The organism is Stenotrophomonas sp. PS02301, assembly GCF_029959485.1.
In the GTDB taxonomy this organism is placed as follows: domain Bacteria; phylum Pseudomonadota; class Gammaproteobacteria; order Xanthomonadales; family Xanthomonadaceae; genus Stenotrophomonas; species Stenotrophomonas maltophilia_Z.
In genome coordinates this window covers 1-25,648 of the sequence record NZ_JASCOO010000004.1, presented here as the reverse complement: position 1 = coordinate 25,648, position 25,648 = coordinate 1, and the positions used below count along the sequence as shown (strand labels likewise).

Genomic DNA, 25,648 nt, shown 5'->3' with positions numbered 1-25,648 from the left:
CATGGCGGCGCGGGGAGTCAACGCTCAGTCGAGCGCGATGTCGTCGCCTTCCACCACCACGCCGCGCACGCGCAGGTCGTGATCGAGCACCACAAGGTCTGCCCAGGCACCGGTCGCGATGCGGCCACGGTCGTCGATGCCGAGGTAATCGGCCGGGTAGCGCGACAGGCGGTGGGAGGCATCGGCGATGTCCAGGCCTAGCGAGACCAGATTGCGCAGCGCCTGGTCCATGGTCAGCGCACTGCCGGCCAGCGAGCCGCTCGACAGCCGCACGCAGCCCAGGCATTTGTGCACGCGCTGTACGCCAAGCGCGTATTCGCCATCGGGCATGCCAGTCGCCGCAGTCGCATCAGTGACGCAGTACAGGCGCGGGATCGCGCGCAGCGCGGTGCGTATCGCGCCGGGATGCACGTGCTGCAGATCGGGAATGAGTTCAGCGTACTGCGCATGCGCGAGCGCGGCGGTGGCGATGCCGGGTTGGTAGTGATCCACGCCGGTCATGCCGTTGAACAGGTGGGTGAAGCCGGCCGCACCGGCGTTCAATGCGGCCACGCCGTCCTCATAGCTGCCGGCGCTGTGGCCGAGCTGTACGCGGATGCCGAGCGCGCTCAGCGCGGGAATCAGCGCCAGGTGCTGGCCGATTTCCGGGGCGAGGGTGAGTACCTTGATCGGGGCGATCGCATGCAGGCGCTGCACGTCGGCCAGCGTCGCCTCGACCACCAGCGGTGGCTGGGCGCCCAGGCGCTGCGCACTGATGAACGGCCCTTCCAGGTGCACACCGAGCACGCGGGCCATGCCGGGTGCGCGCGTGGCGATCGCGGTGGACAGGCCCTCAAGCGCGCGGGTGATGTCGTCTTCCTGCGCGGTCATGGTGGTGCCCAGCAGCGCCGTGGTGCCGTGCCGGGCATGCGCGCGTGCCACCGTCTGCGCAGTCGTGCCGCCCTGCATGATGTCCACCCCGGCGCCGCCATGCACATGCAGGTCGATGAAGCCCGGCAGGATCAGCGGGACTTCATCGTCATTCCGCGGATCGGCGTGCGCGGTATCGATGGCGGTGATGCGCTGGTCGAAATGGATATCGCCGCGGACCCAACCGGTGTCGGTGAGCAGGCGGCCGTGCAGGGAGCGGGACTCGGTCAAGGCGGGGACTCGGCAATGATCACTTCGACGCCCAGCCGTTGCAGCCCTTCCAGGTACTCGGGCTCGATGCTGCCGTCGGTGATGATGGTATGGACCTGGTCCAGCCGCGCGATGCGGTGCAGGCTGACCCGGCCGAACTTGGAGGCGTCGGTCAGCACCACGATGCGGCGCGCGCGCTCGACCATGCGGTGGTTGAGGCTGGCTTCGGCCTCATGGTGGGTGGTGAGGCCGAACTGCAGGTCCAGGCCATCCACGCCCAGGAACAGCGTGTCGAAGCTGTAGGTGTTGAGGCTCGCCTCGGCCTGGGTGCCATGCAGTGAGAGCGACTGCTTGCGCAGCAGCCCGCCGGTGAGCAGCAGCTCCACCCCGGGCGCGTTGGCCAGCTCCCAGGCGATGTTGAGTCCGTTGGTCATGACCGTGACATCGCGATGCCCGCGCAGGTGCCGCGCCAGGGTCATCGTGGTCGAGCCGGAGTCGATGATGATGTTGTCGCCGGCCTTCACCAGCTTGGCCGCCTCGATACCGATACGGTCCTTCATCGGCAGGTTCAGCGCGTCCTTTTCATGGATGTCCTGTTCCTGCGGCGGCGTACGCACCAGCGTCGCGCCCCCGTGGGTGCGCGTGGCCAGCCCCTGCGACTCGATGTGGGTCAGGTCGGCGCGGATGGTGACCGCCGAGACCGCAAAGCGCGCCACCAGCTCGCTGACCTGCACGTTGCCGTGCTCGACCAGGGTCTGGAGGATCTGTTGGCGGCGCTGCCGGGTGTTTCGCATGGGGGCGATTCCGTTCGAAAGGGAAAGCCGAAGCTTACCGTTCCGAAAGCTCCTTGGCCTGCCGGGTTTCGTTATCCGCCCCTGAGCGGTTGCGATTGCAGGCCCGGGCATACTCGGCCAGGCGCAGCGCCACCTTGTGCTGGATCAGCGCCAACGGCGACGGCTGCAGCTCACCGGCCTTGATCGCCTTGAGCTGCTCGGGCATGAACTGGCTGAGCAGCATCTGCGGCGGCGCGTGCGCGGCGAGATTGGCGACCAGCGTGTCCAGCGCCGCCTGTACCGCCGGCTCGCCCCAGTAATAGCGGCTGCGGTCGCTGAGCGAGTACGCGCGCAGCAGGCGCAGTTCGTGTTCGTCGCCCTGGTAGTAGCTGCGCCAGCTGGCGGGCTTGTCGACCATGCAGCGGTCCAGCACCTCGATCAGATGCGAGCATTGCGCGGCGGGCAGCAGTTCGCGCTCGATCATCGCCAGCGCGAACACCGCCTCGCGGAACGCATAGGTCGCCGCCGGGCCGACTTTCAGGATCGCGAAGTGATCACGGACCAGTGCATGCAGGCCGGCTTCGGTCTGGTAATCGGTGGAGTGTGCTTCGAACACGATGCCCGGCTGCTGCTCGACGAAGGCCGACAGCTCCGCGGCGGCGGCCGGGTCGTAGTAGTGCACGCTGCTGTGGTCGAAATCCACGCCGGGCTGCACCACCATCGCGATCACGCGCTCCCAGGCCGGCAGCAGGTCCGGGGCGGAGAACGCCTCACGGTGAATTGCCAACGTGGTCGCTGCGGCCGCCGGCGTGGTCACCTGCAGGCCGCCGGCCAGCGAGGCTTCACCGCCGGGAATCGGTACCTCGGTGCCGATCACGTAGACCGGTGGCGGCAGCCCGTGCTCGGCCGCCGTGCGCTCGGCAATCCGCGCCAGTTCGGCCGAGCGTGCGGCGACGATGGCGTCCGGCAACGGGGTCGGGTCATCGGCGCAGGACATGCTGCAGTCCAGGTGGATCTTGTGGAAACCGGCGGCGACATAGGCGGCGATCAGGTCACGCGCGTTCGCCATCGCCGTTGCTGCCGGGCCCTTCTGCCAGGCGTTGGGACCGAGGTGGTCGCCACCGAGCACCAGCCGCTCGGCCGGGAAGCCGACATCGCGCGCCAGCTGCAGCACGTAGTCGCGGTACTGCGGCGGGGTCATGCCGGTGTAACCGCCGAACTGATCGACCTGGTTGGAGGTCGCCTCGATCAGCAGCAGGGTGTCGTAGCGCTGCGCGACCTGCATCGCCGCCAGCAGCACCTGCGCGTTGCTGCAGCACACGCTGTACAGCCCGACGGGGTGGCCCTGGCGATGGGCGGCGATCAACGATTGGACGGCGGACATGGCAACTCCAGTAACGGCGATGTTCAGGGGGAAGGGTGGTGCTGGCGCGCGAGCAGGGCCGCGCCCCGCGCACCGCCGGCATCGCCGAAGGTGGGCGGCAGGATCGGCGGCACGCGTACGCCGTCGAACAGGTAGGGCGCGATCGCGGCCGGCAGATCGCGGTACAGCTGCTCCAGTTTGGACAGCCCGCCGCCGAGCACGATCACGTGTGGGTCCAGCGCGAGGATCAAGCTGGCGAAGCTGTAGCCCAGTAGATCGCGGTGGATGACCAGCGCCTGCTGCGCGATGGCATCGCCGGCCTGCGCGTGTGCGACCACCTCGGCGGCATCCAGCGCGTCGCCACCGCGGCGTTCATGGATCATCGCCAGGCCGCTGCCGGACACGTAACGCTCCAGGCAGCCGCGCAGGCCGCAGCCACAGTCCAGCACCGGCAGGTCGTGGCGCTGCTGCAGCGTGGCGGGCAGGCTCCAGTGGCCCCACTCGCCGGCGATGCCGTTGTGCCCGGCGATCAGCCGGCCGCCGACGCAGAAGCCACCGCCCGCCCCCGTGCCGAGGATCGCCCCGAACATACTGGGGTAGCCTGCGGCGGCGCCGTCATGGGCTTCGGACAAGGCAAAACACTGCAGGTCATTGCCCAGCTCCAACGGGCGCTGCAGACGTGCCTGCAGGTCCGCACCGACCGTCTGACCGGTCAGGCTGGGCACGTTGGCACTGAGCTGGCGGCCGCTGACGCGATCACGCACGCCGGGCAGGCCGATGCCGACCCCCAGGCCGCGCTGGCCGAGTGCGGCGTCTGCCGCCTCGACCAGATCGACGATCGCCTGCAGGAACGCGGCGTAGTCGCGGGTCGGCGTCGCCACGCGTTGGCGGTGGTGCACCCTCAGCGTGGCGTCGCACGCGACCAGTTCGATCTTGGTGCCGCCGATGTCGATGCCGTACCAGGTCTGCATGCGTGCTCAGCCGTGGGGGTGGATGGTCACGCCCTGCACCACACGGTTGACCGTGCCGTCGGGGAAGGGATTGTCCGGGGTCATGCCGAGCGCGGCCGAACGCTGCAGCGCATAGCACTGCGGCACCAGCAGCCACAGCGGGGCCAGCCACGGATCCGGCAAGGCGGGTGCGGCGAGCACGAAGTCGCCGTCGGCGCGGTCCGCATCCTCCGGCCCGATCGACAGCACCCGCCCGGCGATGCCGTCGCGGCGCAGTTCGTTCAACAGGTCCTGCTCGTAACGGCGGGCCAGCGGCTGCGCGCTGCGCAGCATCACCACCAGGGTCTCGCCGTTGAGGGTGGACTTGGGCCCATGGCGGAACCCCAGCGGCGTATTGGCCAGCGCCAGCACGCGGCCGGCGGTGAGTTCGAGCACCTTCAGCGCGGCCTCGCGGGCAACCGCTTCGAGGGGACCGCTGCCGAGATAGATGACACGCGAATACGGCGCCTGGGCGAGGGTGGCCACCGCGCCATCCCAGGCATCCAGCGCACGCTCGCCCTGGCGGGCCAACGTGCGAAGACGCTCCAGGCGCGTTGCCCACGGGGCGCTGTCGAACGCACTCAGCGCGGCCAACAGCATGCAGCTCAGGCTGCTGGTCATGGCGAAGGCGCGATCACAGCTGGCCGGCGGCATCAGCAGCGACAACGTATCGCTGCGGCCGTGGCCACGCGTGGCGAGTTCGCCTTCGGCATTGCAGGTGATATCGACGAAGCGCGCGTGCTCCACCTGGTCGCGGACCAGATCCACCGCAGCCACGCTCTCCGGGCTGGAGCCGCTGCGCCCGAACGACACCAGCAGGGTCGGGCGGTCGCGGCGCAGGTACAGCGCCGGATGGGTCAGCAGGCTGGTGGTATGCACGGCGCGCACCTCGGCAGGCCACTGCGCATTGATCTGGTCGGCCACCATCTCGGCAATGAAGCCCGAGCTGCCGGCACCGGTGAAGATCACCAACTGGCTGGGATCGCGCAGGGCCTCCCCGAGGAAGCCATCGATGCGTACCTGCGCAGCCTCCAGCAGGCTGGCCAGCGCGGCCCACACGCGGGGCTGCTGGGCGATTTCTTCGGCGGTATAGGCGCCACCGAGGCGCTGCCACGTGGGCAAATCAGGGAGCAGAGAAGCGTCCATTCGCAATTCCTGTTGGGCGACCGCACCTTCTTCGTTTTCTTTCGAAATGTCAAATATCGAAAGATAAAGAAAAGGTCGGTGGGTCACAGTTTTCGCTGTTCGATCGGTGTCTGAACGCCATGGGTGGCCGTGGATGCCGCGCTGCACCAAGGTTTCAGGCGGCAACAAACGCGTATTCAGGTGGCGTTTGGAAAGTGTCGCGCCGCCACATCTTTCGTTTATGTTTAAATATCCTTCCTTTTTCTTTGCAATTTGTTGACATCTTTCGAGACCCTGCCCTAGAGTCGGCCGCACTGGTTTCAGTTTCCCGCTGACCGCGGGCTTGGGGGCAAGGTGGACTTCCGGTTTCGACGCACTGGTCTGACGATCGCACTGCTTACCGCAGTAGCTCTGGCTGCCACTGCCAACGCTGAGCCGGTGGGCAACCTGCGTGCGATCAGCGCCGCCCCCGCCAACGACGGCACCGCCGGCTGGACACTCAGCACGGATACCGGCGCCACCCTGCGCGTGGAGTTGCTGCGCGATGACGTGCTGCGTGTGCGCGCCGGCCGCAACGGCACGCTCACCGATGCCAGCGACAAGGCTGCCCCGATCGTACTGCCGCAGCCGGCCGCGAAGGTCGCCTTCGAGGTGGAGGAAGATGGCAACGAGGTGCGTATCCGTACCGACGCCCTGGTGCTGCGCATCCAGCGCCAGCCACTGCGCCTGTCGCTGGATCGCCGCGACGGCGAACGCGATGTCGCGTTGTGGCACGAACTGCAGCCGCTGGACCTGGACAAGGACCAGAGCGTGCAGGTGCTCTCCAGCGAAGGCGATGAGCACTTCTACGGCGGCGGCCAGCAGAACGGTCGCTTCGAGTTCAAGGGCCGCGAACTGGAGGTCTCGTATTCCGGTGGCTGGGAAGAAGGCGATCGCCCCAACCCGGCGCCGATGCTGCTGAGCTCGCGGGGCTGGGGCATGCTGCGCAACACGTGGAGCGACGGCACCTATGATCTGCGCCAGGCCGACCAGGCCACGCTGCTGCACCGCGAAGACCGCTTCGATGCGTACTACTTCGTCGGGCCCAGCCTGCACACGCTGCTGGACCGCTATACCACGCTGACCGGCCGCGCCGGCCTGCTGCCGCGCTGGGCGTTCTCCTATGGCGACGCCGACTGCTACAACGATGGCGACAACATCAAGAAGCCCGGCAGCGTGCCCGAGGGCTGGAGCGACGGCCCGACCGGCACCACGCCGGATGTGGTGGACAGCGTGGCCCGGCAGTACCGCGACCACGACATGCCCGGCGGCTGGATCCTGCCCAACGATGGCTACGGCTGCGGCTACAAGAAGCTGCCCGAGACCGTGCAGGGCCTGGCCAAGTACGGCTTCAAGACCGGCCTGTGGACCGAGAACGGCGTCGACAAGATCGCCTGGGAAGTCGGTACTGCGGGCAGCCGCGTGCAGAAGCTGGACGTGGCCTGGACCGGCAAGGGCTATCAGTTCGCGATGGATGCCAACCAGTCCGCGTTCAACGGCATCCTGAACAATTCCGACTCGCGCCCGTTCCTGTGGACGGTGATGGGCTGGGGCGGCATCCAGCGTTACGCGGTGGCCTGGACCGGCGACCAGAGCAGCAGCTGGGATTACATCCGCTGGCACATCCCGACCCTGATCGGCTCGGGCCTGTCCGGCATGGCCTACGCCAGTGGCGACGTGGACGCGATCTTTGGCGGCAGCGCTGAGACGTTCACCCGCGACCTGCAGTGGAAGAGCTTCACCCCTGTGCTGATGGGCATGTCCGGCTGGTCCGGCAATGCGCGCAAGCACCCGTGGTGGTTCGATGAGCCCTACCGCAGCGTCAACCGCGACTACCTCAAGCTGAAGATGCGCATGACCCCGTACATGTACGGGCTGGCACACGATGCGGCGACCAGCGGCGCGCCGCTGCTGCGCGCGCTGATGTGGGACTACCCGCAGGACCCGCAGGCCTATACCGAAGCACACAAGTACCAGTTCCTGCTCGGCCGCGAGCTGCTGATCGCGCCGGTGTACCGCAGCCAGGCCGCGAGCCGTGGCTGGCGTCGCGACATCCACCTGCCGCAGGGCCGCTGGATCGACTACTGGGACGGCCGCCAGCTGCTCGCCGGCGCCGAGGGGCGCTCGCTGGATCGCCCGGTCGACCTGGCCACGATCCCGGTGTTCGTGCGCGCCGGCGCGATCATCCCGATGTACCCGGCGATGCTCTACGACGGTGAGAAGCCGCTCGATGAAGTGACCTTCGATCTGTACCCGCAGGGCACCTCGCAGTACACGCTGTACGAAGATGATGGCGCCACCCGCCGCTATGAGAAGGGCGAATCGAGCACGCAGGCGATCACGGTGCAGGCCCCGGCACAGGGGACTGGCCCGGTGCAGGTGCGCATCGAGGCGGTGCAGGGCCAGTACGCCGGCCAGCTGCCGCAGCGCCGTTATGCGCTGCGCGTGCTCAGCCGCCAGCGCCCGGCGGCCGTGACGCTGGACGGCCGCGCGCTGCCGATGCTGGCCGATGCGGCGGCGTGGCAGGCCGCAGGCGAGGGCTGGTACTTCGATGCGGCCGAGCGCCGCGGCACCCTGCACGTACGCACTGCGCCGACCGACATCCGTCAGCCGCTCGCACTGCAGCTGGAGCTGCCGATCGCCGCCGCACCGGCCGACGATGCCTTCCCGGCCGCACCGGAACTGGGCCGCGCGCTGCCCTCCGACAGCCTGCTGGTGGTCAACCGCCCGGCCGAGGAGCAGGGCTACGAGATGGAGAAGGCCTTCGACGATGATCCGGCCACGTGGTTCCGCACCGTGCGCAACCAGGCGGTCAAGACCGGTGCGCACGAGTGGGTGCTGGGCTTCGGCGAACGCAAGCTGATCGACGGCATCGAACTGGCGCCACGCAACGACCAGCATTGGAAGAGCGGGCAGATCCGCGATTACGAAATCTACATGGCCGACAGCAATGGCGAGTGGGGTGAGCCGATCAAGCGTGGCCGCCTGACCCTGCAGCAAGGCATGCAGCAGATCGATTTCCCCGCCCATGCCGGCCGCCTGCTGCGCTTCCGCGTGCTCAGCACGCAGAACCCGGAAGGCGACGGTGCCAGCGCTGCTGACCCGATGGTGACCGCGGCGCAGGGCAGCGTGGCGCGTGCAGTGGATGCGCTGCAGCCGCGCGATGTCGGCCCGATCGTGCTGTCCACCTTCCACGTACTGGAGCATCCGCAGCCGGAGGGTCCCGCGCAGCAGCTGTATCTCTCCGCGCTGCCCATGCCGGCCCCGTTGAAGGCCAGCGTGGCTGCCGACCGCGCCTTCGGTGGGCAGGCGGAGATGCGCATGAACGGGCTGCATTTCCGCCGCGGCCTGGGCGTCAACGCCAGCAGCCGGATCGATCTGCAGCTGGGCGGCGGCTGGCGCCTGCTGCGCGCCGACCTGGGGATCGATGATCAGTGCCGCACCGCCGGCGGCATGCAGTTCCAGGTGTGGGGTGACGGTCGGCTGCTGTACGACAGCGGCCTGGTCAACGCACCCGGCGTGGTCAAACCGGAGCTGGACGTGCGCGGCCTGCAGCGGCTGAGCCTGCGCACGCTCGGGGCGCAGGGCGATCACCCCGCGCAGGTCTGTGGCAACTGGGCCAATGCCGCCCTGATCGGACAGGAGGGCGATACCGCCAGCATCGTGTCGCCGTAACCAAACCGCCCGTCGAACCACCGCTCTCTCCCGTTTCCCGTCTGCGGCCGTCTGGCCGCGGCACGGGGGACGTTTGCCCGAAAACACCCATCCACCGCCAGCCCCACGCTGCGGATCGAACAAGGAGCCAAAGATGTTGACCGAACGCCATCGCCATCGCCGCATCACCGCCACCCCCTTGTCCATCGCACTCGGCCTGGCCGTCGCGGTGGTCGGCAGTGCCAGCGCCCAGGACGCCGCGCCCGATACGAAAGCCACCGAGCTGTCGCGCATCGAGGTGACCGGCTCCAACATCCGCCGCAGTGATGTGGAAACCGCCTCGCCGGTGCAGGTGATCAGCAAGCAGGACATCGAGAACATGGGCGCGCGCACCCTGCTGCAGGTGCTCGACAACCTGCCCGCCGCGCGGCCGGGCCAGCAGGACTCGCGCTCGCTGTTCACCGGTTCGGATGGCGCCTCGCAGGCCAACCTGCGTGGCCTCGGCGCACAGGGCACGCTGGTGCTGCTCAATGGCCGCCGCCTGTCCTACTACGGCGCACCAGCCGGCTTCCAGACCCAGTTCGTCAACATCGATGCGATCCCCGCCGCGGCGATCGAACGCATGGAAGTGCTGACCGACGGCGCCTCGGCCGTCTATGGCACCGATGCGGTGGCCGGCGTGATCAACGTGATCACCAAACGCTCCTACCAGGGCGCGGAGATCAACCTCACCACGGACAAATCCTCGCGGATCAGCTCCTACGGCGAGCACCAGGGCAGCATCACCGCCGGCTTCGGCGATCTGGATGAAGACCGCTACAACGTCTACGCCTCGGTCAATCTGTACCGGCGCGATGCGATCCCGCTGAGCGACTTCTACGACAAGCGGCCCGACCAGTACTACGTCAACAACCCCAACTACCTGCCCAACCTGCGCCTGGGCACCGGCAGCAAGCCGGGCGAGTTCAACCCGGGCAGCTACTTCGCCTTCGATCCGGTCACCGGCCGCCGTGTGCAGGAGGCCGCGCCGGGCTGCAACAACGTGCTCACCAGCGAAGCGGCCGGCCCCCGCTGTATCTGGGAAACGTGGATGAACAACGAGATCGACGCCGGCGCCAAATCCGAGCGCAACACGGCGTACGTCAACGCGCACTTCCTGATCGGCGACAGCACCGAAGCCTTCGCCGAGGCCACCTACACCGACATCGACCTGACCGCCAACGGCGGTACGCCGCGCGCCTACGGCACCACCACCGGCAACCCGACCAGCTGGTTCTCGCGCAACACCGGCACCACGGTCAACCAGTTCCTGTATCCCTACCTGGGCCCGAACAACGAATACAACAACGCCTCGCCCGAACTGAAGGCACTGATGGGCGGCGTGGTCGGCCTGCAGTACCTGCTGCAGGACGTGGGCGCCAACCATTTCGGCCAGCGCAACACCGACCAGAGCTACCGCGTGGTGGCCGGGCTGCGCGGTGACATTGGCGACTGGAACTGGGAAACCGCGTTTGCCACGGCCGGCAGCCACTCGGTCACCTACCAGACCACCAACGTCAACCTGGCCGGCTTCGAGAAGGCCTTCGGCCCGTACTCGGTCGATCCGGGCACCGGCCGTGTGATCATTTCCGATCACCCGGCGTACAAGTTCGGTGAGATCAGCGAAGCCAACGCCGCCCTGATCCGTGAAGCATTCCCGACCTTCGACATCCAGTCCTGGACGCGCCTGCATACGCTGGACGGCAAGATCGAAGGCCCGCTGTTCCAGATGCCGGCCGGTGAAGTGCGTGCGGCCTTCGGCTTCAACGCCAGCCGCGAAACCTTCTACACCCCGGGCAACCCGGATGCAGCCAACGGCCTGATCACCCAGCAGGGCGGCTCGTGGTTCGACGGCAAGCGCAATACCTATGCGCTGTTCGCCGAGACGGTGGCGCCGCTCACCGAGAAGCTGGAGCTGGACGCCGCGCTGCGCGTGGACAAGTACCCGGACTTCAGCGCCAACCTGGCCCCGAAGATCGGCCTGAAGTACCAGATGTTCGATCAGCTGATGCTGCGCGGCACCTACTCCACCGGCTTCCGCGCCCCCAGCCTGGCCGAGTCCGGCAACGGTGGCGTGTTCGCCCAGTTGGGGGGCTACCGTGATGAAGTGCGCTGCAACGAGACCAACGCCATCGCCAACCTCCTGCTGCGGTCGCAGCGCGGCGGGGACGTCGACCTCGGCAACTCCCTGCTCAATACTGATTGCAGCCGCACGGTGGCGCGCATGACCCAGCCCAACCCGGACCTGAAGCCGGAGAAGGCCAAGATCACCACGCTCGGTTTCGTCTACGAGCCGACCCAATGGTTGTCGGTGTCGGCCGATTACTGGTTCATCTACCGCAGCAATGAAATCGTCGCCCCGGATTTCACCCGCGACGAAGACATCATTTCCTCCACGCGTTCGCCGATCACCGAAAGCGACCGCGCCAACCTGGCCGCCCTGGCGGCGATGTGCGCCGACCCGGCCAGCGGCGTGGCCTGTCCCGGCACGCTGCCCGGCTACAGCGTGGGCAACGTGGCCAGCGTGGTGGGCCAGTACAAGAACCGTGGCAAGACCTTGATCGACGGCTTCGACATCGATGCGCGCAGCCGATTCTCGCTGGGCGAGTGGGGCAACCTCAATATCGGTGTGGCCGCCACCATCGCCAACCGCAACCGCTCCTACCTGGATGATGAAAGCGGCTGGTACTACGGCGACCTGGTCGGCTATTACAACAACCCGCGGCTGCGCGCCACGTTGAACGCGGACTGGAGCTACAAACAGGTCACCACCAGTGTCTTCGTCAATTACGTGGGTGGCACCAAGTGGGCGCTGCAGCAGATCGACGAGGAGGACAACAACCCGCAGACCTGCACCGCCGGCTACCTGCCGGTGGAGCAGAGCAAGTGCGATGGCGCCCCGTCGTGGTGGACCGCCAACCTGAGCGTGGCCTGGCGCCCGGATGCGCATTGGAACGTCGGCTTCACCATCAAGAACCTGTTCGACCGCCTGCCGTTCTATGACCCGAACAGCTTCCTCGGCGATTCCAGCGATTACGCCACCATCTTCGGTCGCGGCTACAGTCTCACCGTCGGCTATAAGTTCTGATGCTTCCCCCGCGCCGGTCCCGGCCGGCGCGATCTTCACACGAGGTACTGTCCATGAAACGCAGAGAATTCATCGCCGCCAGCGCGGCCGTCGCCGCCACCAGCCTGCTGCCCAACACGCCCGCCTGGGCACGCGCGCGCAAGGTGCGGCTGGGCCTGATCGGCACCGGCATGCGCGGCCAGGTATTGCTGAAGGAACTGGTCCGCCGCGATGACGTGGAGGTGGTCGCGCTGTGCGACATCGAGCCGATCATGCTCAAGCGCGGCATGGACATGGTGGCCAAGGCCGGCAAGCCGGCGCCCAAGGCGTACGGCCAGGACGGCGACGTCAACGCCTGGAAGCGGCTGATCGAGCAGCGCGGCCTGGACGGCGTGATCATCGCCACGCCCTGGGAATACCATGCACCGATGGCGATCGCGGCGATGCAGGCCAAGGTCGCGGTGGGCTGCGAAGTGGTCGCCGGCATCACCCTGCAGGACCACTGGGACGTGCTCAAGACCCAGCTGTCCACCGGCACGCCGTACATGCTGCTGGAGAACGTCTGCTATCGCCGCGATGTGATGGCGGCGCTGCAGATGGTGCGCCAGGGCTTGTTCGGGGAACTGGTGCACCTGCAGGGCGGTTACCAGCACGACCTGCGCGGGGTGAAGTTCAATTCCGGCGATCCCAGCCAGCCCTATGACAGCGGCGTGGAGTTCGGTGCCAAGGGCTGGTCCGAAGCACGCTGGCGCACCGAGCATTCGGTGAAGCGCAACGGTGAGCTGTACCCCAGCCACGGCATCGGCCCGTGTGCGATGTACACCGGCATCAACCGTGGCAACCGTTTCACCCACATCAACGCGTTTGCCAGCAAGGCGCGTGGCCTGCACGAGTACACCGTGGCCAAGAGCGGGGGCACCACCCACCCCAGCACCAAGGTGGCCTTCAAGCTTGGCGACATCGTCACCACCACCCTGGCCTGCGAAAACGGCGAAACCATCCTGCTGCAGCACGACACCTCGCTGCCGCGCCCGTACTCGATGGGCTTCCGCGTGCAGGGCACCAAGGGCCTGTGGATGGATGTGAACCAGTCCATCCACATCGAAGGCCGCAGCCCGCCGCACAAGTGGGAACCGTTCCAGGCCTACCAGGACCAGTACGAGCACCCGCTGTGGAAGCAGCATGCCGCTACCGCTGCCAGCGCCGGCCACGGTGGCATGGACTGGTTCGTCATCCATGCCTTCGTGGAAGCCCTCAAGGCCAAGGCACCGATGCCGATCGACATCTACGACGCGATCACCTGGAGCGCGATCACGCCGCTGTCCGAGCAGTCCATCGCGAACAGCTTCCAGACGCTGGAATTCCCGGATTTCACCGCCGGGCTGTGGAAACAGCGCAAGCCGATCTTCGCGTTTGATGGAACGTACTGAGGAAGGTTGACGTTCAACGGCCGGTACCGATGCGTACCGGCCATTCCGTGCGCGTGTTCACCCGGTCGGCCAGGCGATGGCGCGGCCCAGCCTGGGCGCGGTCAGCGCAGGCAAAGCAATGAACACGGGGAAGTGGCGAGGATGGTGCGCCCGGAGGGATTCGAACCCCCGACCAATGGCTTCGGAAGCCACTACTCTATCCGGCTGAGCTACGAGCGCGTTGTGTCCTGCGTCCCGCCGGGCCGCCTGATGGGGCCACGGACCGCCAAAGCGGCGCGGGAGGAGCATTCTATCCGTAAACGCCGCGCAGGTCTGCCCCCTGTACCGATGCGCGGGGCGGCGGCGCGCCCGGCCAGCCCAGGCGGTATCCTTTACCGATGGCTTACGAACGTTTTGAAGCGCCCGAGGCGGCGCCCCCGTCGCGCTGGCGGCACTACTGGAAGTTGATGCGCGCCGACCGCCCGATCGGCACCCTGCTGCTGCTCTGGCCCACCTGGTGGGCGCTGTGGCTGGCCTCCGGCGGGCTGCCGCCGCTGTGGACGCTGTTCGTGTTCACCGCCGGCGTCTGGCTGACCCGCTCGGCCGGCTGCGTGATCAACGATTACGCCGACCGCTGGCTGGACCCGCACGTCAAGCGCACCAAGGACCGCCCGCTGGCCAGCGGCGCTGTCTCCGGCCGCGAGGCGCTGGCCCTGTTCGCCGGGCTGATGATCGTCGCCTTCGCCCTGGTGCTGACCCTGAACTGGCTCACCATCGGCATGAGCTTCATCGGCGTGTTCCTGGCCGCCAGCTACCCCTACCTCAAGCGCTACACCCACCTGCCGCAGGTCTATCTCGGCATGGCCTTCGGCTGGGGCATCCCGATGGCCTTCGCCGCGGTGCAGGGCGAGGTGCCGGTGATCGGCTGGCTGCTGTATGGCGCCAACATCCTGTGGTCCACCGCGTATGACACCTGGTACGCCATGGTCGACCGCGATGACGACCTGAAGATGGGCTCGCACTCCACCGCGATCCTGTTCGGGGATCTGGACCTGGTCATCCAGGGCATTCTCTATGCGCTGTTCCTGGGCACGATGGCGCTGGTCGGCCTGCGCGCCGGGCTGGGGGTCTATTACGGCGTCGGCGTCGGCGTTGCCGCAGGGTTGATCGCCTACGAGTTCTGGATCGCCCGCAAGCGCGAGCGCGATCCGTGCTTCAAGGCCTTCCTGCACAACAACTGGGTCGGCGCCGCGCTGTTCGCCGGCATCGCGGTATCGCTGGCGCTGCGCTGAGGGCACCCGACCCACACACTACGACCATTAGGCGACTGACAGCGCTGCGGCCAGCGCCCAGAATCCCTCCCATCGAATGATCGGGGAGGGCGGGGCAATGAGCACATCGACGGTGGTGCAGGACGGCTGGATGGCGCGCGCGGCACTGCGCTCGGCCGCCTGGGCGGAAAAATGGTTCCCCGATGCCTATGTGTTCGCGGTGCTCGGCGTCGTCATCGTCGCGGCCGCCGCGATGGGCTTCGGTGCGACCCCGCAGGCCACCGCCACCGCCTTCGGCGAGGGCTTCTGGAGCCTGATCCCCTTCACCATGCAGATGGCCTTCGTGGTCATCGGTGGCTATGCGGTCGCCACCGCACCGATCGTGGCGCGCTTCATCGAGCTGCTGGCCCGTGTGCCCAAGACCGGCCGTGGCGCGGTGGTCTATGTCGGCCTGATCAGCATGCTGGCCTCGCTGCTCAGCTGGGGTTTCTCGCTGGTATTCGGCGGCCTGCTGGTGCGCGCACTGGCCCGTCGCGAAGCACTCAACATGGACTACCGCGCCGCCGGCGCCTCGGCCTACCTTGGCCTCGGCGCGGTCTGGGCGATGGGCCTGAGCTCTTCGGCTGCCCAGCTGCAGGCCAACCCGGCCAGCATGCCGCCCGGACTGGTCGAGATCACCGGCGTGCTGCCCTTCACCGAGACCATCTTCCTGTGGCAGTCGATCGCGCTGACATCCGCGCTGATCCTGGTGTCGCTGCTGATTGCCTGGCTGACCGCACCCGGCGCCGCCACCGCGCGCACCGCCAAGGACTTCGAAGGCGCTGCCCGCGCCGAGGCCGAGCCGCTGCAGCCGCGCACCCGCCCCGGCGAGTGGCTGGAGTACAGCCCGCTGCTGACCGTGCTGCTCTCGCTGCTCGCGTTCGGCTGGCTGTTCGGCGAGTTCGCCAGCAAGCCGGTGGTGACCGCCATCGCCAACCTCAACACCTACAACTTCCTGTTCATCTCGCTCGGCCTGCTGCTGCACTGGCGCCCGCGCAGCTTCCTCAATGCGGTGGCCAAGGCCGTCCCCAGCACCACCGGCGTGCTGATCCAGTTCCCGCTGTATGGTGGCATCGCGATGATCCTCACCCACGCCACCGGCAGTGGCGATGAGACCCTCGCGCATCGCCTGTCCACCCTGTTCGTGCATATCGCTACCACCGACACCTTCGCGCTGGTGATGGGCGTCTACTCGGCGGTGCTCGGCTTCTTCGTGCCCTCCGGCGGCGGCAAGTGGATCATCGAAGCGCCGTACGTGATGCAGGCGGCCAACGAACTCAAGGCCCACCTGGGCTGGGCGGTACAGGTCTACAACGCTGCCGAGGCGCTGCCGAACCTGATCAACCCGTTCTGGATGCTGCCGCTGCTGGGCGTGCTCGGCCTGAAGGCGCGCGACATCGTCGGCTTCACCTTCATCCAGCTGCTGGTGCACATCCCGCTGGTGCTTGGCCTGCTGTGGCTGCTCGGCATGACGCTGACCTACGTGCCGCCGGTGATGCCGTGATCGTCATCTGCGCGTCATCTCCACCCGCAGGATCGGGGATGCCCTGTTCAGTCACGCTCCGGGGCGTTTGGGGGATGGTGGCATAAGGGAATTCGAACCGTTCATATGCGGGCCAACGCTTACTGCGACATGGGGTTTGTACCTGCAGAAAACGTTGGCGTGGAGACGTTGACGAATTCGTATACAAACCCCCACACGTCGTTAACCTCGCGCTGCAGAGGATGGCCCCGACCGCGACATTCCGTTTGCGGCGACCGGAGAATCGAAATGGCTCAGCAGAACCAGCAGAACCCGAATCAGCGCGGTGAGCAGCAGGAAAGTGGTCGCGGCCAGCAGCAGCAACAGCAGCAGGAACAGCAGCAGCGCAACCAGAACCAGCAGCAGGGCGCCCAGCAGGACGAGGAAGAGTGAGCCCAGCCGGCTGTTATGGGAACTGAAGCCCCGCTCCGGCGGGGCTTCGTTCGTCTGCGGCCTGCTCAGGCCGAGCGCAGGTGCCAACCCAGTGCTGCGTCTTCCACAGTCGCGCCAGGCACCACGTCATGCAGCACCACGCGGAGGCCACGCGCATTCGGCAGCACTTTCTGCTCGGGGAACCAGCGGCGCGTCGCATCGACCACGATCAACAGACCTTCGTCATCGCCGAGGGGTGCGAAGTGCGGCGTGGGCTGTGACAGCGGCTCCAGCCCGAACGCCGCTTGGGCCTTTGCCTGCACCTCAGCCACGTCTTCAGCGGGCAGGCCGACCTCGCTGATGCAGGTCATCTCGCTGCCATGGAACGCGCCCTGGCGTTCGCCGGCAGGCAGGCGCCGCCGCGCGATCAACTCCAGGACCAGCCCGTCCGGCCCCGTGAAATAGATCGACTCCGAATCCCAGCGGCCATCGAAGGTGAAGTGGTCATGGCCCTTCAGATCGCGCTGCAGGGTGGCGCGTGCTTTCAGCCAGTCGGTGGCCGCTTCGAATCGATTGGCTGGGACGTTGAAGGCCAGGTGCACACCGCCGACCGGGTTCGATCCTGCGGGTTGCAGCTGCAGGGTGCTCCAGCCGATGCGCACGGCCGAGCCCTCAACCGGCAGCTGAAGTTCATCGCGGAAGTACGCCACGGTGGCGGCGACATCGGACACGGGAAGATCGATCTGGTGGATACGCATGATGGTGGGAGTCTCGCGTAAATACATCGACATTCTGCCGCAGCTGCGTGTGCTGCGGCGATGAACGCGATGAAACATGCACCCGCTGCGAGGGCCCATCACCGGGCATTGCCGATGCGTTTGCTACAACCCGCTGTAGAAGCCGGCACGCACCACCGGCGCATCACACACCGCTATCAGAGGAGTACTCCCGCGATGGGCATGCTGGTCGATGGAACATGGCAGGAAGGCACCGCGGGTGCCGCTGACAAGGACGGTCATTTCAAGCGCGAGGAATCCACCTTCCGCGATTGGTTGAGCGCTGACGGCAGCGCTGGCCCGAATGGCGAGCCTGGTGTCAAAGCCGCGCCTGGGGAGTTTCGCCTGTATGTGAGTCTCGCCTGCCCGTGGGCACACCGCGCGCTGATCATGCGCGCGCTGAAAGGCCTGGAAGATATGATGCCCGTGTCGGTGGTCAACTGGCACATGGGTGATCAGGGCTGGACCTTTGAGCCCGGCCCGCAGGTAACGCCGGAGCCCGAACGCGGTGCACGCTATCTGCATGAACTGTATGCCGCCGCCAAACCGGGAATGACTGGCAAGGTGACCGTGCCGGTGCTGTGGGATCGGGAGCGTGGGACGATCGTCAGCAATGAATCGGCGGACATCATTCGCATGTTCAACACTGCCTATGACGGGTTGGGTGCGAAGGCCGGCGATTTCTATCCGATTGCGCTGCGCACCGGGATCGATCAGGTCAACGAGCGTGTGTACGCGACCGTCAACAACGGTGTGTACAAGGCGGGCTTTGCGTCAACGCAGAAGGCCTATGAGGAGGCTGTTGGCCCGTTGTTCGATTCACTCAGCTGGTTGGACGAGCGCCTTCAGCAACGCGAGTGGCTGGTGGGCGATGCCATGACCGAAGCCGATATCCGTCTGTTCACCACCTTGATCCGCTTCGATTCGGTGTACTACGTGCACTTCAAGTGCAACGTGCGGCGCATTGCGGACTTCGCCGGTCTGCATGCGTTCGTGGCGCGGATGATGGCGATTCCCGAGGTGGCGGATACGGTGAATTTCGAGCACATCAAGCACCATTACTACGGGAGCCATCGACATCTCAATCCGTCGGGGATCGTGCCGGTGGGGCCGGAATGGGGTTACTGAGGCCACCGCTCGGTGGCCGTGTCCAACCCTGCCAGGGGGGACCGGCTTGCCCGTAAGTTCTTTCAAATGCACTCAACAGCTTCAGCTCTAAAGTGGATGAGCGGTTGTCCTATCGCTACTTGGTGGCAGTTCAGGTGGCTGCACTCGTGAGCTGACCAGCCAGAAGGTCCGCACTATCTCCGTACGGTGGACTTGGAGTTTACTTGGCACCCAGCAGACAGGATCTAGTATCTGTCCCATGTTGCCCACACCGTTGGCCGAACACGGACTGCTGCGTTTACGGTGGGTGGAGTACTGGTAGAACATGCCATTGGCGAAACGGAAGCCGGTGTCCCGTGCCGGGTCGTCGTTCTTCTTCCCCGTGCAGCTCTGAACGCGATCCGGTGTTCTTTGGATCAACCTGCCGCTGTCCTTCGTGGTGTCGAACCAGAGTTCAGTGCAACTGGACGTATCGATGGCTTGGGCAGCCTGGGAAATACAGAGCGCGGCGACCAGTACCGACAGCGGTACACCGGATCGAACGCCCGAAGCAGGTGGTGATTTGGGAGGGTGCAGGATCACGCTCGATCATGGGTTGGGTCAGCAAGAACAGCATTCTTGCGTGCAGTGCGTGCCGTCTCAATGCAATTTGTACGAAATACAACTCGCTGGCGGCATCAGGCGATGATCCAGGGGGGTTGAAGGCTCATGAATAAGCCATTGGCATCTCAATCCGTCAGGGATCGTGCCGGTGGGGTCGGAGCGGGCTTACTGACGCAGCTGCCAATCCGTTATCGAGCCGGTTTCAGGATCACCACGGGAATGGACGTCAGTAACTGCTCAAACTGCTGGCGTTGCTCCGTGTCCATCTCCCGGAAAGGAATGGGCATCGCGCCGCCCTCCAGCAGTTCGATGAGGTAGGCGGCCTGTAGCCGCTGGACGCGCTTGACCTGGTCCCAGGTTCGCGAGGCAGTAATGCCCTTGCTTGTCCGCGAGATGCCTGCCGCACTGAGGACGAACAGGCAGCGACCAACGCGGAGCATCTTCCAGGCAAAGATCGGCGGGACCACAATGGCCAGGACGACCTTCTGCATGATCGGCCAGTTCCACGGGTTGGCAGGATGGGTCTGCGCGTTCCCGGTCGCCATGTCCATCGCGATGACGTCATGCAGCAGCTGCCGGTATTCAGCGAGCTGGTATGACACGTCAATCTCGATGCGCGAGTGCGGGTGCTCCATACGGACTCCAGTCCACCTTGGTCGTTGAATCATAGCGGCCTGTGCATGGTCGCCTGTGGCTATCGCAAGGTGCCCGTACATGGCGCCAATATTGATTCATGCAATCGGTGGGGCGTCGATGAGTGCCTTAGTCGCTGTCGGCATTGCGTCAGTCCGGAAGCGTTCACTTCCGTGTTGGCCGCGGAACGACTAGCACTGAGCGACCCCACCCCGATCCAACTGCCGATACCCGATCGCCTCCGCCACATGCGCGGTCGCGATGTCCTGCGCATGCCCCAGATCCGCCAACGTCCGCGCCACCCGCAGGATGCGATGCATCGAGCGCGCCGACAGCTGCAACCGTTCCACAGCATCCTCCAGCAATTGCTGATCCTCCGGTGACAACCGGCAATGCTCGCTCAGCTCGAACGGCAGCAACTGTGCATTGGCCTTCCCGCTGCGCAACAGCTGCACTTCCCGAGCGGCCACCACACGGGCACGAACACTCGCGCTGTCCTCGCCGAGCGGGGCGTCATCACGCAGCTCGCGCGGGTCCAGCCGCGGCACTTCCACATGCAGATCGATGCGGTCCATCAACGGGCCGGAGACCCGCCCGCGGTAGCGGCGGATGACCTCGTCGGTGCAGAGACAGCGCCCGCTGCGATCCCCGGCCCAGCCACAGGGGCAGGGGTTCATCGCCGCAACGAGCTGAAACCGCGCAGGAAAACGCTCGGTACGCGCAGCGCGGCTGACGACGGCAACCCCGGATTCGATCGGCTCGCGCATGACCTCCAGCGCGTGTCGACTCCACTCCGGGAGTTCATCCAGGAACAAGACGCCGTTGTGCGCCAGCGATATCTCGCCAGGGCGAGGATGCGAGCCGCCCCCGATAAGCGCGACCGCGCTGGCTGTGTGGTGCGGCGCTCTGTAGGGCCGCTGTCTCCAGCGCCCCGCATCAAGGCCCTGGCCACTGCAGGAGGCGATGGTGGCCGCTTCCAGTGCTTCAAGCTCGCTGGCCGCGGGCAGGATGCCGGGCAGGCGCGAGGCCAGCAGGGTCTTTCCGCAGCCGGGCGTGCCGAGCAGCAACAGGTGATGCCCGCCGGCCGCCGCCACCTCCAGCGCCCGGCGCGCCTGCAGCTGGCCGCGCACGTCGCGCAGGTCGGGAATGCCGGCCGGGAGTGGGTCAGCCGCCACGGCAGGTGGCAGCGTGCCGCTCTCAAGGGCGCTGCAGACCTCCAGCAGGGTGCGGGCGACGCGTACGTCGGCGTGCTGGGCCAGCGCGGCTTCCTCGCTGTTCGCGGCGGCCACGATGAGGCTGCGACCGTCCCGGGCGGCAGCGATCGCCGCAGGCAGGACGCCGTCGACACCGCGCAGTTCGCCGGTCAGGGCCAGTTCGCCGAGGAACTCGTACTTGTCCAAGGACTGCGCATCGATCTGGCCACTGGCGGCGAGAATGCCCAGCGCGATGGCCAGATCGAATCGCCCACCCTCCTTGGGCAGATCGGCCGGGGCCAGGTTGATGGTGATGCGCCGCTGCGGAAACTCGAAGCGTGCGCAGATCAGGGCGGCGCGCACGCGGTCGCGCGATTCCCGCACGGCGGCGGCCGGCAGCCCCACGATCTGGGTATGCGGCAACCCGCCGGACAGGAATACCTCGATCCTTACGGCCGGCGCTTTGACGCCGGCACGGGCACGGCTGTGCACCAGTGCAAGGCTCATGCGGTTGTTTCCGGGGTCTGCGGCATGCCAAGCACAATGGCAGCACACGGAGCACCTGATCCATCAGCACTTGCCGCGCCGTGGGGTAGGCAAGCACCGCCCCCGTGTCCGGCACTGCCGCTAGACTGGATGCCCCCACGCACTACGCCGCCGAACACCATGGATATGCACCACCGCTCCGGCCCCATCGAACTGGTCGCCATCGATATGGACGGGACCCTGCTTGATCCGTCCCACACGCTCACGCCCCGGGTGATGCAGGCCATCGCCCGCGCCCGCGCGCAGGGCGTCCAGGTGGTGCTGGCCAGCGGCCGTCCGGTGTCGGGGATGGCGCCGTTCCTGCAGCAGTTGGGGATCGAGAGCGAGCAGGACTATTGCATCGCCTGCAATGGCGCCGTGGTCCAGAACATCGGCAGCGGCCAGCGCGTCATCGAGTTTCCGCTGAGTTTCGAGGACTTCGTGTTCTGTGAGCGGATCTCACGCGAGCTCGGTATCCACTTCCAGGCGCTCGATGGCCGCCGCATGTACACGCCCAACCAGGACATCAGTATCTACACGGTGGCCGATTCGCACCTGTCGAATGTGCCACTGTCGTATCGCCGGGTGGCGGACATGGACCCGGCGATGCAGTTCATCAAACTGATGATGATCGATGAGCCGGACGTGCTGGATGCGGCCATCCAGCGCCTGCCGTCGGAGCTGACCGACCGCTTCGCGGTGCTCAAGAGCGCGCCGTTCTTCCTGGAAGTATTCGATCACCGGGCCGGGAAGGGGCCGAGCCTGGAGAAGCTGGCCGCGCATCTGGGCGTGGACCGGGCCAACGTGATGGCGGTCGGCGACCAGGAGAACGACCTGACCATGCTGCAGTTCGCCGGGACCAGCGTCGCCATGGGCAACGCGATTCCGGCGGTGAAGCAGACGGCGCGCTTCGAGACGGCGAGCAACGCCGAGGATGGCGTAGCGTTGGCGATCGAGCGGTTCGTGCTGCAGGACGTGTAAGAAACGCGCCGTCCGAGACTGGCTTATTCGCGAGGCGCAGCGGCCCCACGCGCTTCCAGCTCGGCCACCACCTTCTCCAGCGCCTCCAGCTTCTCGCGGGTGCGCAGCAGCACGGCACGCTGCACGTCGAACTCCTCGCGGGTCACCAGGTCCAGCTTGCCCAGCCCGGCCTGCAGCGCGGTCTTGAAAGTAGCCTGCAGTTCTTCGCGCGACTGGCGCAGGCCCGGGGGGACCATATCGCTCAGGCGACGGGCGAGGTCATCGAGGTGGTTGAGGTCGATCATGCTGCGGCTCCGCGGGGTATGTGCCAAGGATAAGCCGCCACGCTGCCGGCGGCACGGACTGCGCGCATCGCGTTCACCGGCGGACAGGCGTTATCCTCGCAGCCTGGAACACAGGAGTGCAGACGGATGAAGATGGTCATGGCGGTGGTCAAGCCGTTCAAGCTCGACGACGTGCGCGAAGCGCTGGCCGAGCGCGGCGTCACCGGGATCACGGTCACCGAGGTCAAGGGCTTCGGGCGGCAGAAGGGCCACACCGAGCTCTACCGCGGGGCGGAGTATGTGGTCGATTTCCTGCCCAAGGTGAAGATCGAAGTGGCCGTCGTCGACAACCAGGTCGAGGAGGTGGTGGAAGCCATCGTCAAAGCCGCCGGCACCGGCAAGATCGGTGACGGCAAGGTCTTCGTGTACGACCTGGGCAGCGTGGTGCGCATCCGCACCGGTGAGCTGGACGCCGACGCGCTGTAACGCGCGCCGGCTTTCCCGGGGGCACCCGCGATCAGGCGTGGCCCTTGAACCAGCGGTAGAAGCGCTTCCAGGCCACGCGCACGCCGGCCACCCAGCGCGGGTCGGCCACCTGGGCCGCCTCGGAAGCGCTGGGGCGCTCGCCGGTCAGGCGCTGGCGCATCTTCAGCAGGTTCTTCATGTCGCTGCGGCGCAGCTGGCGCGAGACCGGGTGCACCGGCAGCCAGCGCGGGCTGCGCCAGGCCGAGGTGAAGTCCACCAGCACCGGCACGCCCCCGCTGACCATCACGTTGGTGCCATGCAGATCGTTGTGGGTGATGCCGGCGGCATGCAGGCGGGTGAGCGCGTACTGCAGTTGCTCGAAGACCTCGATGCCGACCGACTGGGCCGCGCTCAGGGTCTGGCCGGGAATGAACTCCATGCCCAGCGCGAGGCCACCGATGGTGCCGAGCAGGGCCGGGGCGTGCTTCCAGCCGCTCAGGCACTGCAGGATGCGCGCTTCGCGGGGGACCAGCAGGCGCGCGATCGGCGACAGCGGGGTGCCGCGATACCGGGTGTAATCCTTGACCACTGCGGGCTGGCCATTGAGGCAGGTGCGGTAGACGTCAGGTTCCAGGAGGCGTTCACCGCGCTTGAGCAGCTCGGCGGGGGCGGTGTCATCGACACACGGGGCAACAATTGTGTTCATAGGGGTCTGTGCGACCCGGCGGTCGGCGCAATGCGTCAGGCGTACCGGTGCTGCTTACTGTGGGGAACTAAAGATTTCGTTAATTTTAGTACTCGCCAGTACACGAATCCAGATGATGTCGGAGAAATGTCGTAGCCCAGCGTGGAACAGTTCGTCACGCTGAAGCGGACAATCTTGTATCGATTGGAAGAATTTCGTTTTCAATCAGCGGGTTGGCTGCCATTGCTGGAGAGTGCAGGGCAGGCACGGCTGCCGTGCGCCCCGTGCAGGAGGCCGTTCGACGGACCTCAGGCGCTCCGCGCGCCCGCCTGCTCCCAGCGCAGGCAAGCACCCGCAGGCTTCCGCTGGGGGGACCGTTGAGCCACGCCGCGCTGAACATCGCTCAGCCCATGCTTGACCGCGACGCAGGCGCTGCCGACCATATGCTGTTGCTCGCGACATCGGCGGCCGCCCCTCTCCGGCACGTCCCCGCCTTCTGCCGCCCTTTCGATGCCGGTCGCTACCGTGCATCGCCCCCACCATTTCGGGTCCGGCCATGCCGGAGGAAGACTGATGATCAAGATCGTGCTGGCAGGGCTGTTCATCGCCTGCGTGCTGTACATCCATTACCGCGGCAAGGTGCGCGCGCGCTGGTCGCGCCAGCTGCTGGACCACTCCAGCTTCATGGCCCCGATCAACGTGATCATGTACGCGTTCTCGAAGGTGCCGACCACGCCGTTCCTCGACCCGGCCAAGGAATTTCCGCAGCTCGAGCCACTGCGCCAGAACTGGCAGATGATCCGCGACGAAGCACTGGCCCTGCGCGATGCCGACAAGATCGCCGCCTCCAGCACCTTCAACGATGCCGGCTTCAACTCGTTCTTCCGCCGCGGCTGGAAGCGCTTCTACCTGAAGTGGTACGGCCCGTCGCACCCGTCGGCCAAGGCGCTGTGCCCGAAGACCACCGCGCTGCTGGAATCGCTGCCGGACGTGCGCGCGGCGATGTTCGCCCAGCTGCCCTCCGGCAGCGAACTGCGCCCGCACCGGGATCCCTTCGCCGGCTCGCTGCGCCTGCACCTGGGCCTGGCCACGCCGAACGACGACGCCTGCTACATCGACGTGGACGGCATCCGCAAGAGCTGGCGCGATGGCGAGTGGATGATGTTCGATGAGACCTACATCCACCACGCGCACAACGAAACACCGGACGACCGCGTGATCCTGTTCTGCGATATCGCCCGCCCGCTGCGCTTCGGCCTGCCGGGCCTGTTCAACCGCGCGGTGGCCTCCACGCTGCTGGCCGGTGGTGCTTCGCCGAACCTGCCGGGTGACCCGACCGGTGGCGTCAACAAGGCCTTCGGCAGCGTCTACAAGGTGCGCCTGAAGGCCAAGGCCCTGCGCGAGCGCAGCGTGGTCGCCTACCAGGTGATCAAGTGGGGCCTGGTGGTGGCGGTGATCGCGGGGATCTGGGCGATCTGAGCCGTTGGTTTGATGGGGTTGCCGGCCAGCGGCCGGCACTACCAGGCATAAAAAACCCGCGCTGTTGCCAGCGCGGGTTTTTTGTTGCCGCATCCTATACCGGTAGGTGGCCCCCGGTGGTGGGGCCCCCCTGGCTAACCCCCTAAGGGGGGCCCCC

20 protein-coding genes and 1 tRNA gene are annotated in these 25,648 nt (G+C 66.7%); 10 read left to right on the top strand and 11 right to left on the bottom strand.

The annotated features are described in order from the left end of the window. Positions 1 to 24 precede the first annotated feature (24 nt). From nagA to QMX81_RS01900, 5 genes are read right to left on the bottom strand one after another with little or no spacing between them, the layout of a single operon-like run. Positions 25 to 1,140, bottom strand: a complete 1,116-nt coding sequence (gene nagA / locus QMX81_RS01920; protein ID WP_121040733.1) for an N-acetylglucosamine-6-phosphate deacetylase — start codon at positions 1,138 to 1,140, stop codon at positions 25 to 27. Continuing rightward, the gene (locus QMX81_RS01915) at positions 1,137 to 1,913 is read right to left on the bottom strand and encodes a DeoR family transcriptional regulator (protein WP_121040731.1); all 777 of its coding nucleotides are present in this window, start codon (positions 1,911 to 1,913) and stop codon (positions 1,137 to 1,139) included. The genes nagA and QMX81_RS01915 overlap by 4 nt, the downstream gene beginning before the upstream one ends. Before the next feature lie 34 nt (positions 1,914 to 1,947). Next, positions 1,948 to 3,276 carry a D-tagatose-bisphosphate aldolase, class II, non-catalytic subunit gene (locus tag QMX81_RS01910; protein ID WP_282257897.1) on the bottom strand — a complete coding sequence of 443 codons (1,329 nt, stop codon included), beginning with the start codon at positions 3,274 to 3,276 and terminating at the stop codon, positions 1,948 to 1,950. Between the two features lie 23 nt (positions 3,277 to 3,299). Then, the gene (locus QMX81_RS01905; RefSeq protein ID WP_121040727.1) at positions 3,300 to 4,226 is read right to left on the bottom strand and encodes an ROK family protein; all 927 of its coding nucleotides are present in this window, start codon (positions 4,224 to 4,226) and stop codon (positions 3,300 to 3,302) included. 6 nt (positions 4,227 to 4,232) lie between these two features. Continuing rightward, on the bottom strand, positions 4,233 to 5,390 hold the full coding sequence (locus QMX81_RS01900) for an SIS domain-containing protein (protein ID WP_282257892.1): 1,158 nt from the start codon (positions 5,388 to 5,390) through the stop codon (positions 4,233 to 4,235). Between the two features lie 333 nt (positions 5,391 to 5,723). On the opposite strand from QMX81_RS01900, the gene QMX81_RS01895 reads away from it, so the two are divergent. From QMX81_RS01895 to QMX81_RS01885, 3 genes are all read left to right on the top strand, one after another. Next, on the top strand, positions 5,724 to 9,083 hold the full coding sequence (locus tag QMX81_RS01895; RefSeq protein ID WP_282257891.1) for a TIM-barrel domain-containing protein: 3,360 nt from the start codon (positions 5,724 to 5,726) through the stop codon (positions 9,081 to 9,083). 133 nt (positions 9,084 to 9,216) lie between these two features. Beyond that, complete coding sequence (locus tag QMX81_RS01890; RefSeq protein ID WP_282257890.1) at positions 9,217 to 12,189, top strand: TonB-dependent receptor; 2,973 nt, start codon at positions 9,217 to 9,219, stop codon at positions 12,187 to 12,189. A 53-nt stretch (positions 12,190 to 12,242) separates the two neighbouring features. After that, positions 12,243 to 13,598 carry a Gfo/Idh/MocA family oxidoreductase gene (locus tag QMX81_RS01885; protein WP_121040718.1) on the top strand — a complete coding sequence of 452 codons (1,356 nt, stop codon included), beginning with the start codon at positions 12,243 to 12,245 and terminating at the stop codon, positions 13,596 to 13,598. A 142-nt stretch (positions 13,599 to 13,740) separates the two neighbouring features. Here QMX81_RS01885 and QMX81_RS01880 read toward each other — a convergent pair. Further along, positions 13,741 to 13,817 (bottom strand) — tRNA-Arg (locus QMX81_RS01880). Between the two features lie 158 nt (positions 13,818 to 13,975). Here QMX81_RS01880 and ubiA point away from each other — a divergent pair. The 3 genes from ubiA (at position 13,976) to QMX81_RS01865 (ending at position 16,802) form a co-directional block, all read left to right on the top strand. Then, a complete protein-coding gene (gene ubiA, locus QMX81_RS01875) occupies positions 13,976 to 14,869 on the top strand; it encodes a 4-hydroxybenzoate octaprenyltransferase (protein WP_282257888.1) in 894 nt (297 codons plus the stop codon). A 97-nt stretch (positions 14,870 to 14,966) separates the two neighbouring features. Then, entirely contained in the window at positions 14,967 to 16,391 is a 1,425-nt protein-coding gene (locus tag QMX81_RS01870; protein WP_193222728.1) for a TIGR00366 family protein, read from the top strand. 267 nt (positions 16,392 to 16,658) lie between these two features. Next, positions 16,659 to 16,802: a hypothetical protein gene (locus tag QMX81_RS01865; protein WP_282257884.1), complete on the top strand. Its 144-nt coding sequence runs from the start codon at positions 16,659 to 16,661 to the stop codon at positions 16,800 to 16,802. Between the two features lie 65 nt (positions 16,803 to 16,867). Here the strand turns inward: QMX81_RS01865 and QMX81_RS01860 are convergent, their stop codons facing one another. Then, positions 16,868 to 17,539: a VOC family protein gene (locus tag QMX81_RS01860; protein ID WP_282258047.1), complete on the bottom strand. Its 672-nt coding sequence runs from the start codon at positions 17,537 to 17,539 to the stop codon at positions 16,868 to 16,870. A gap of 195 nt (positions 17,540 to 17,734) precedes the next feature. Between QMX81_RS01860 and QMX81_RS01855 the strand changes: the two genes are divergently transcribed. After that, the gene (locus QMX81_RS01855) at positions 17,735 to 18,685 is read left to right on the top strand and encodes a glutathione S-transferase family protein (protein ID WP_282257882.1); all 951 of its coding nucleotides are present in this window, start codon (positions 17,735 to 17,737) and stop codon (positions 18,683 to 18,685) included. Between the two features lie 770 nt (positions 18,686 to 19,455). On the opposite strand, the gene QMX81_RS01850 is transcribed toward QMX81_RS01855, so the two are convergent. Together QMX81_RS01850 and QMX81_RS01845 are read right to left on the bottom strand one after the other, a co-directional pair. Next, on the bottom strand, positions 19,456 to 19,902 hold the full coding sequence (locus QMX81_RS01850) for a YcxB family protein (protein ID WP_121040704.1): 447 nt from the start codon (positions 19,900 to 19,902) through the stop codon (positions 19,456 to 19,458). 189 nt (positions 19,903 to 20,091) lie between these two features. Beyond that, on the bottom strand, positions 20,092 to 21,600 hold the full coding sequence (locus QMX81_RS01845) for a YifB family Mg chelatase-like AAA ATPase (RefSeq protein ID WP_282257878.1): 1,509 nt from the start codon (positions 21,598 to 21,600) through the stop codon (positions 20,092 to 20,094). 159 nt (positions 21,601 to 21,759) lie between these two features. On the opposite strand from QMX81_RS01845, the gene yidA reads away from it, so the two are divergent. After that, positions 21,760 to 22,599, top strand: coding sequence for a sugar-phosphatase (gene yidA, locus QMX81_RS01840; RefSeq protein WP_282257862.1), 840 nt, complete (start codon positions 21,760 to 21,762; stop codon positions 22,597 to 22,599). A gap of 23 nt (positions 22,600 to 22,622) precedes the next feature. Here yidA and QMX81_RS01835 read toward each other — a convergent pair whose 3' ends face one another. After that, positions 22,623 to 22,883 carry an accessory factor UbiK family protein gene (locus tag QMX81_RS01835; protein ID WP_121040696.1) on the bottom strand — a complete coding sequence of 87 codons (261 nt, stop codon included), beginning with the start codon at positions 22,881 to 22,883 and terminating at the stop codon, positions 22,623 to 22,625. A 126-nt stretch (positions 22,884 to 23,009) separates the two neighbouring features. On the opposite strand from QMX81_RS01835, the gene QMX81_RS01830 reads away from it, so the two are divergent. Beyond that, a complete protein-coding gene (locus QMX81_RS01830) occupies positions 23,010 to 23,348 on the top strand; it encodes a P-II family nitrogen regulator (protein ID WP_070472404.1) in 339 nt (112 codons plus the stop codon). Positions 23,349 to 23,379: 31 nt separating this feature from the next. On the opposite strand, the gene QMX81_RS01825 is transcribed toward QMX81_RS01830, so the two are convergent. Then, positions 23,380 to 24,033 (bottom strand): RIO1 family regulatory kinase/ATPase, encoded by a 654-nt coding sequence (locus QMX81_RS01825; protein WP_282257853.1) that lies wholly within the window; start codon positions 24,031 to 24,033, stop codon positions 23,380 to 23,382. Between the two features lie 552 nt (positions 24,034 to 24,585). Here QMX81_RS01825 and QMX81_RS01820 point away from each other — a divergent pair. Continuing rightward, entirely contained in the window at positions 24,586 to 25,491 is a 906-nt protein-coding gene (locus QMX81_RS01820; RefSeq protein WP_282257851.1) for an aspartyl/asparaginyl beta-hydroxylase domain-containing protein, read from the top strand. Positions 25,492 to 25,648 lie beyond the last annotated feature (157 nt).

What these genes read in the sequence shown, in the direction of transcription:
- QMX81_RS01910 (WP_282257897.1), bottom strand. Translation starts at nt 3,276, where the DNA reads ATGTCCGCCGTCCAATCGTTGATCGCCGCCCATCGCCAGGGCCACCCC.
- QMX81_RS01860 (WP_282258047.1), bottom strand. Translation starts at nt 17,539, where the DNA reads ATGCGTATCCACCAGATCGATCTTCCCGTGTCCGATGTCGCCGCCACC.
- QMX81_RS01905 (WP_121040727.1), bottom strand. Translation starts at nt 4,226, where the DNA reads ATGCAGACCTGGTACGGCATCGACATCGGCGGCACCAAGATCGAACTG.
- QMX81_RS01830 (WP_070472404.1), top strand. Translation starts at nt 23,010, where the DNA reads ATGAAGATGGTCATGGCGGTGGTCAAGCCGTTCAAGCTCGACGACGTG.
- QMX81_RS01900 (WP_282257892.1), bottom strand. Translation starts at nt 5,390, where the DNA reads ATGGACGCTTCTCTGCTCCCTGATTTGCCCACGTGGCAGCGCCTCGGT.
- QMX81_RS01825 (WP_282257853.1), bottom strand. Translation starts at nt 24,033, where the DNA reads ATGAACACAATTGTTGCCCCGTGTGTCGATGACACCGCCCCCGCCGAG.
- yidA (WP_282257862.1), top strand. Translation starts at nt 21,760, where the DNA reads ATGGATATGCACCACCGCTCCGGCCCCATCGAACTGGTCGCCATCGAT.
- QMX81_RS01885 (WP_121040718.1), top strand. Translation starts at nt 12,243, where the DNA reads ATGAAACGCAGAGAATTCATCGCCGCCAGCGCGGCCGTCGCCGCCACC.
- QMX81_RS01915 (WP_121040731.1), bottom strand. Translation starts at nt 1,913, where the DNA reads ATGCGAAACACCCGGCAGCGCCGCCAACAGATCCTCCAGACCCTGGTC.
- QMX81_RS01850 (WP_121040704.1), bottom strand. Translation starts at nt 19,902, where the DNA reads ATGGAGCACCCGCACTCGCGCATCGAGATTGACGTGTCATACCAGCTC.
- QMX81_RS01835 (WP_121040696.1), bottom strand. Translation starts at nt 22,883, where the DNA reads ATGATCGACCTCAACCACCTCGATGACCTCGCCCGTCGCCTGAGCGAT.
- ubiA (WP_282257888.1), top strand. Translation starts at nt 13,976, where the DNA reads ATGGCTTACGAACGTTTTGAAGCGCCCGAGGCGGCGCCCCCGTCGCGC.
- QMX81_RS01855 (WP_282257882.1), top strand. Translation starts at nt 17,735, where the DNA reads ATGGGCATGCTGGTCGATGGAACATGGCAGGAAGGCACCGCGGGTGCC.
- QMX81_RS01870 (WP_193222728.1), top strand. Translation starts at nt 14,967, where the DNA reads ATGAGCACATCGACGGTGGTGCAGGACGGCTGGATGGCGCGCGCGGCA.
- QMX81_RS01865 (WP_282257884.1), top strand. Translation starts at nt 16,659, where the DNA reads ATGGCTCAGCAGAACCAGCAGAACCCGAATCAGCGCGGTGAGCAGCAG.
- QMX81_RS01845 (WP_282257878.1), bottom strand. Translation starts at nt 21,600, where the DNA reads ATGAGCCTTGCACTGGTGCACAGCCGTGCCCGTGCCGGCGTCAAAGCG.
- QMX81_RS01890 (WP_282257890.1), top strand. Translation starts at nt 9,217, where the DNA reads ATGTTGACCGAACGCCATCGCCATCGCCGCATCACCGCCACCCCCTTG.
- QMX81_RS01820 (WP_282257851.1), top strand. Translation starts at nt 24,586, where the DNA reads ATGATCAAGATCGTGCTGGCAGGGCTGTTCATCGCCTGCGTGCTGTAC.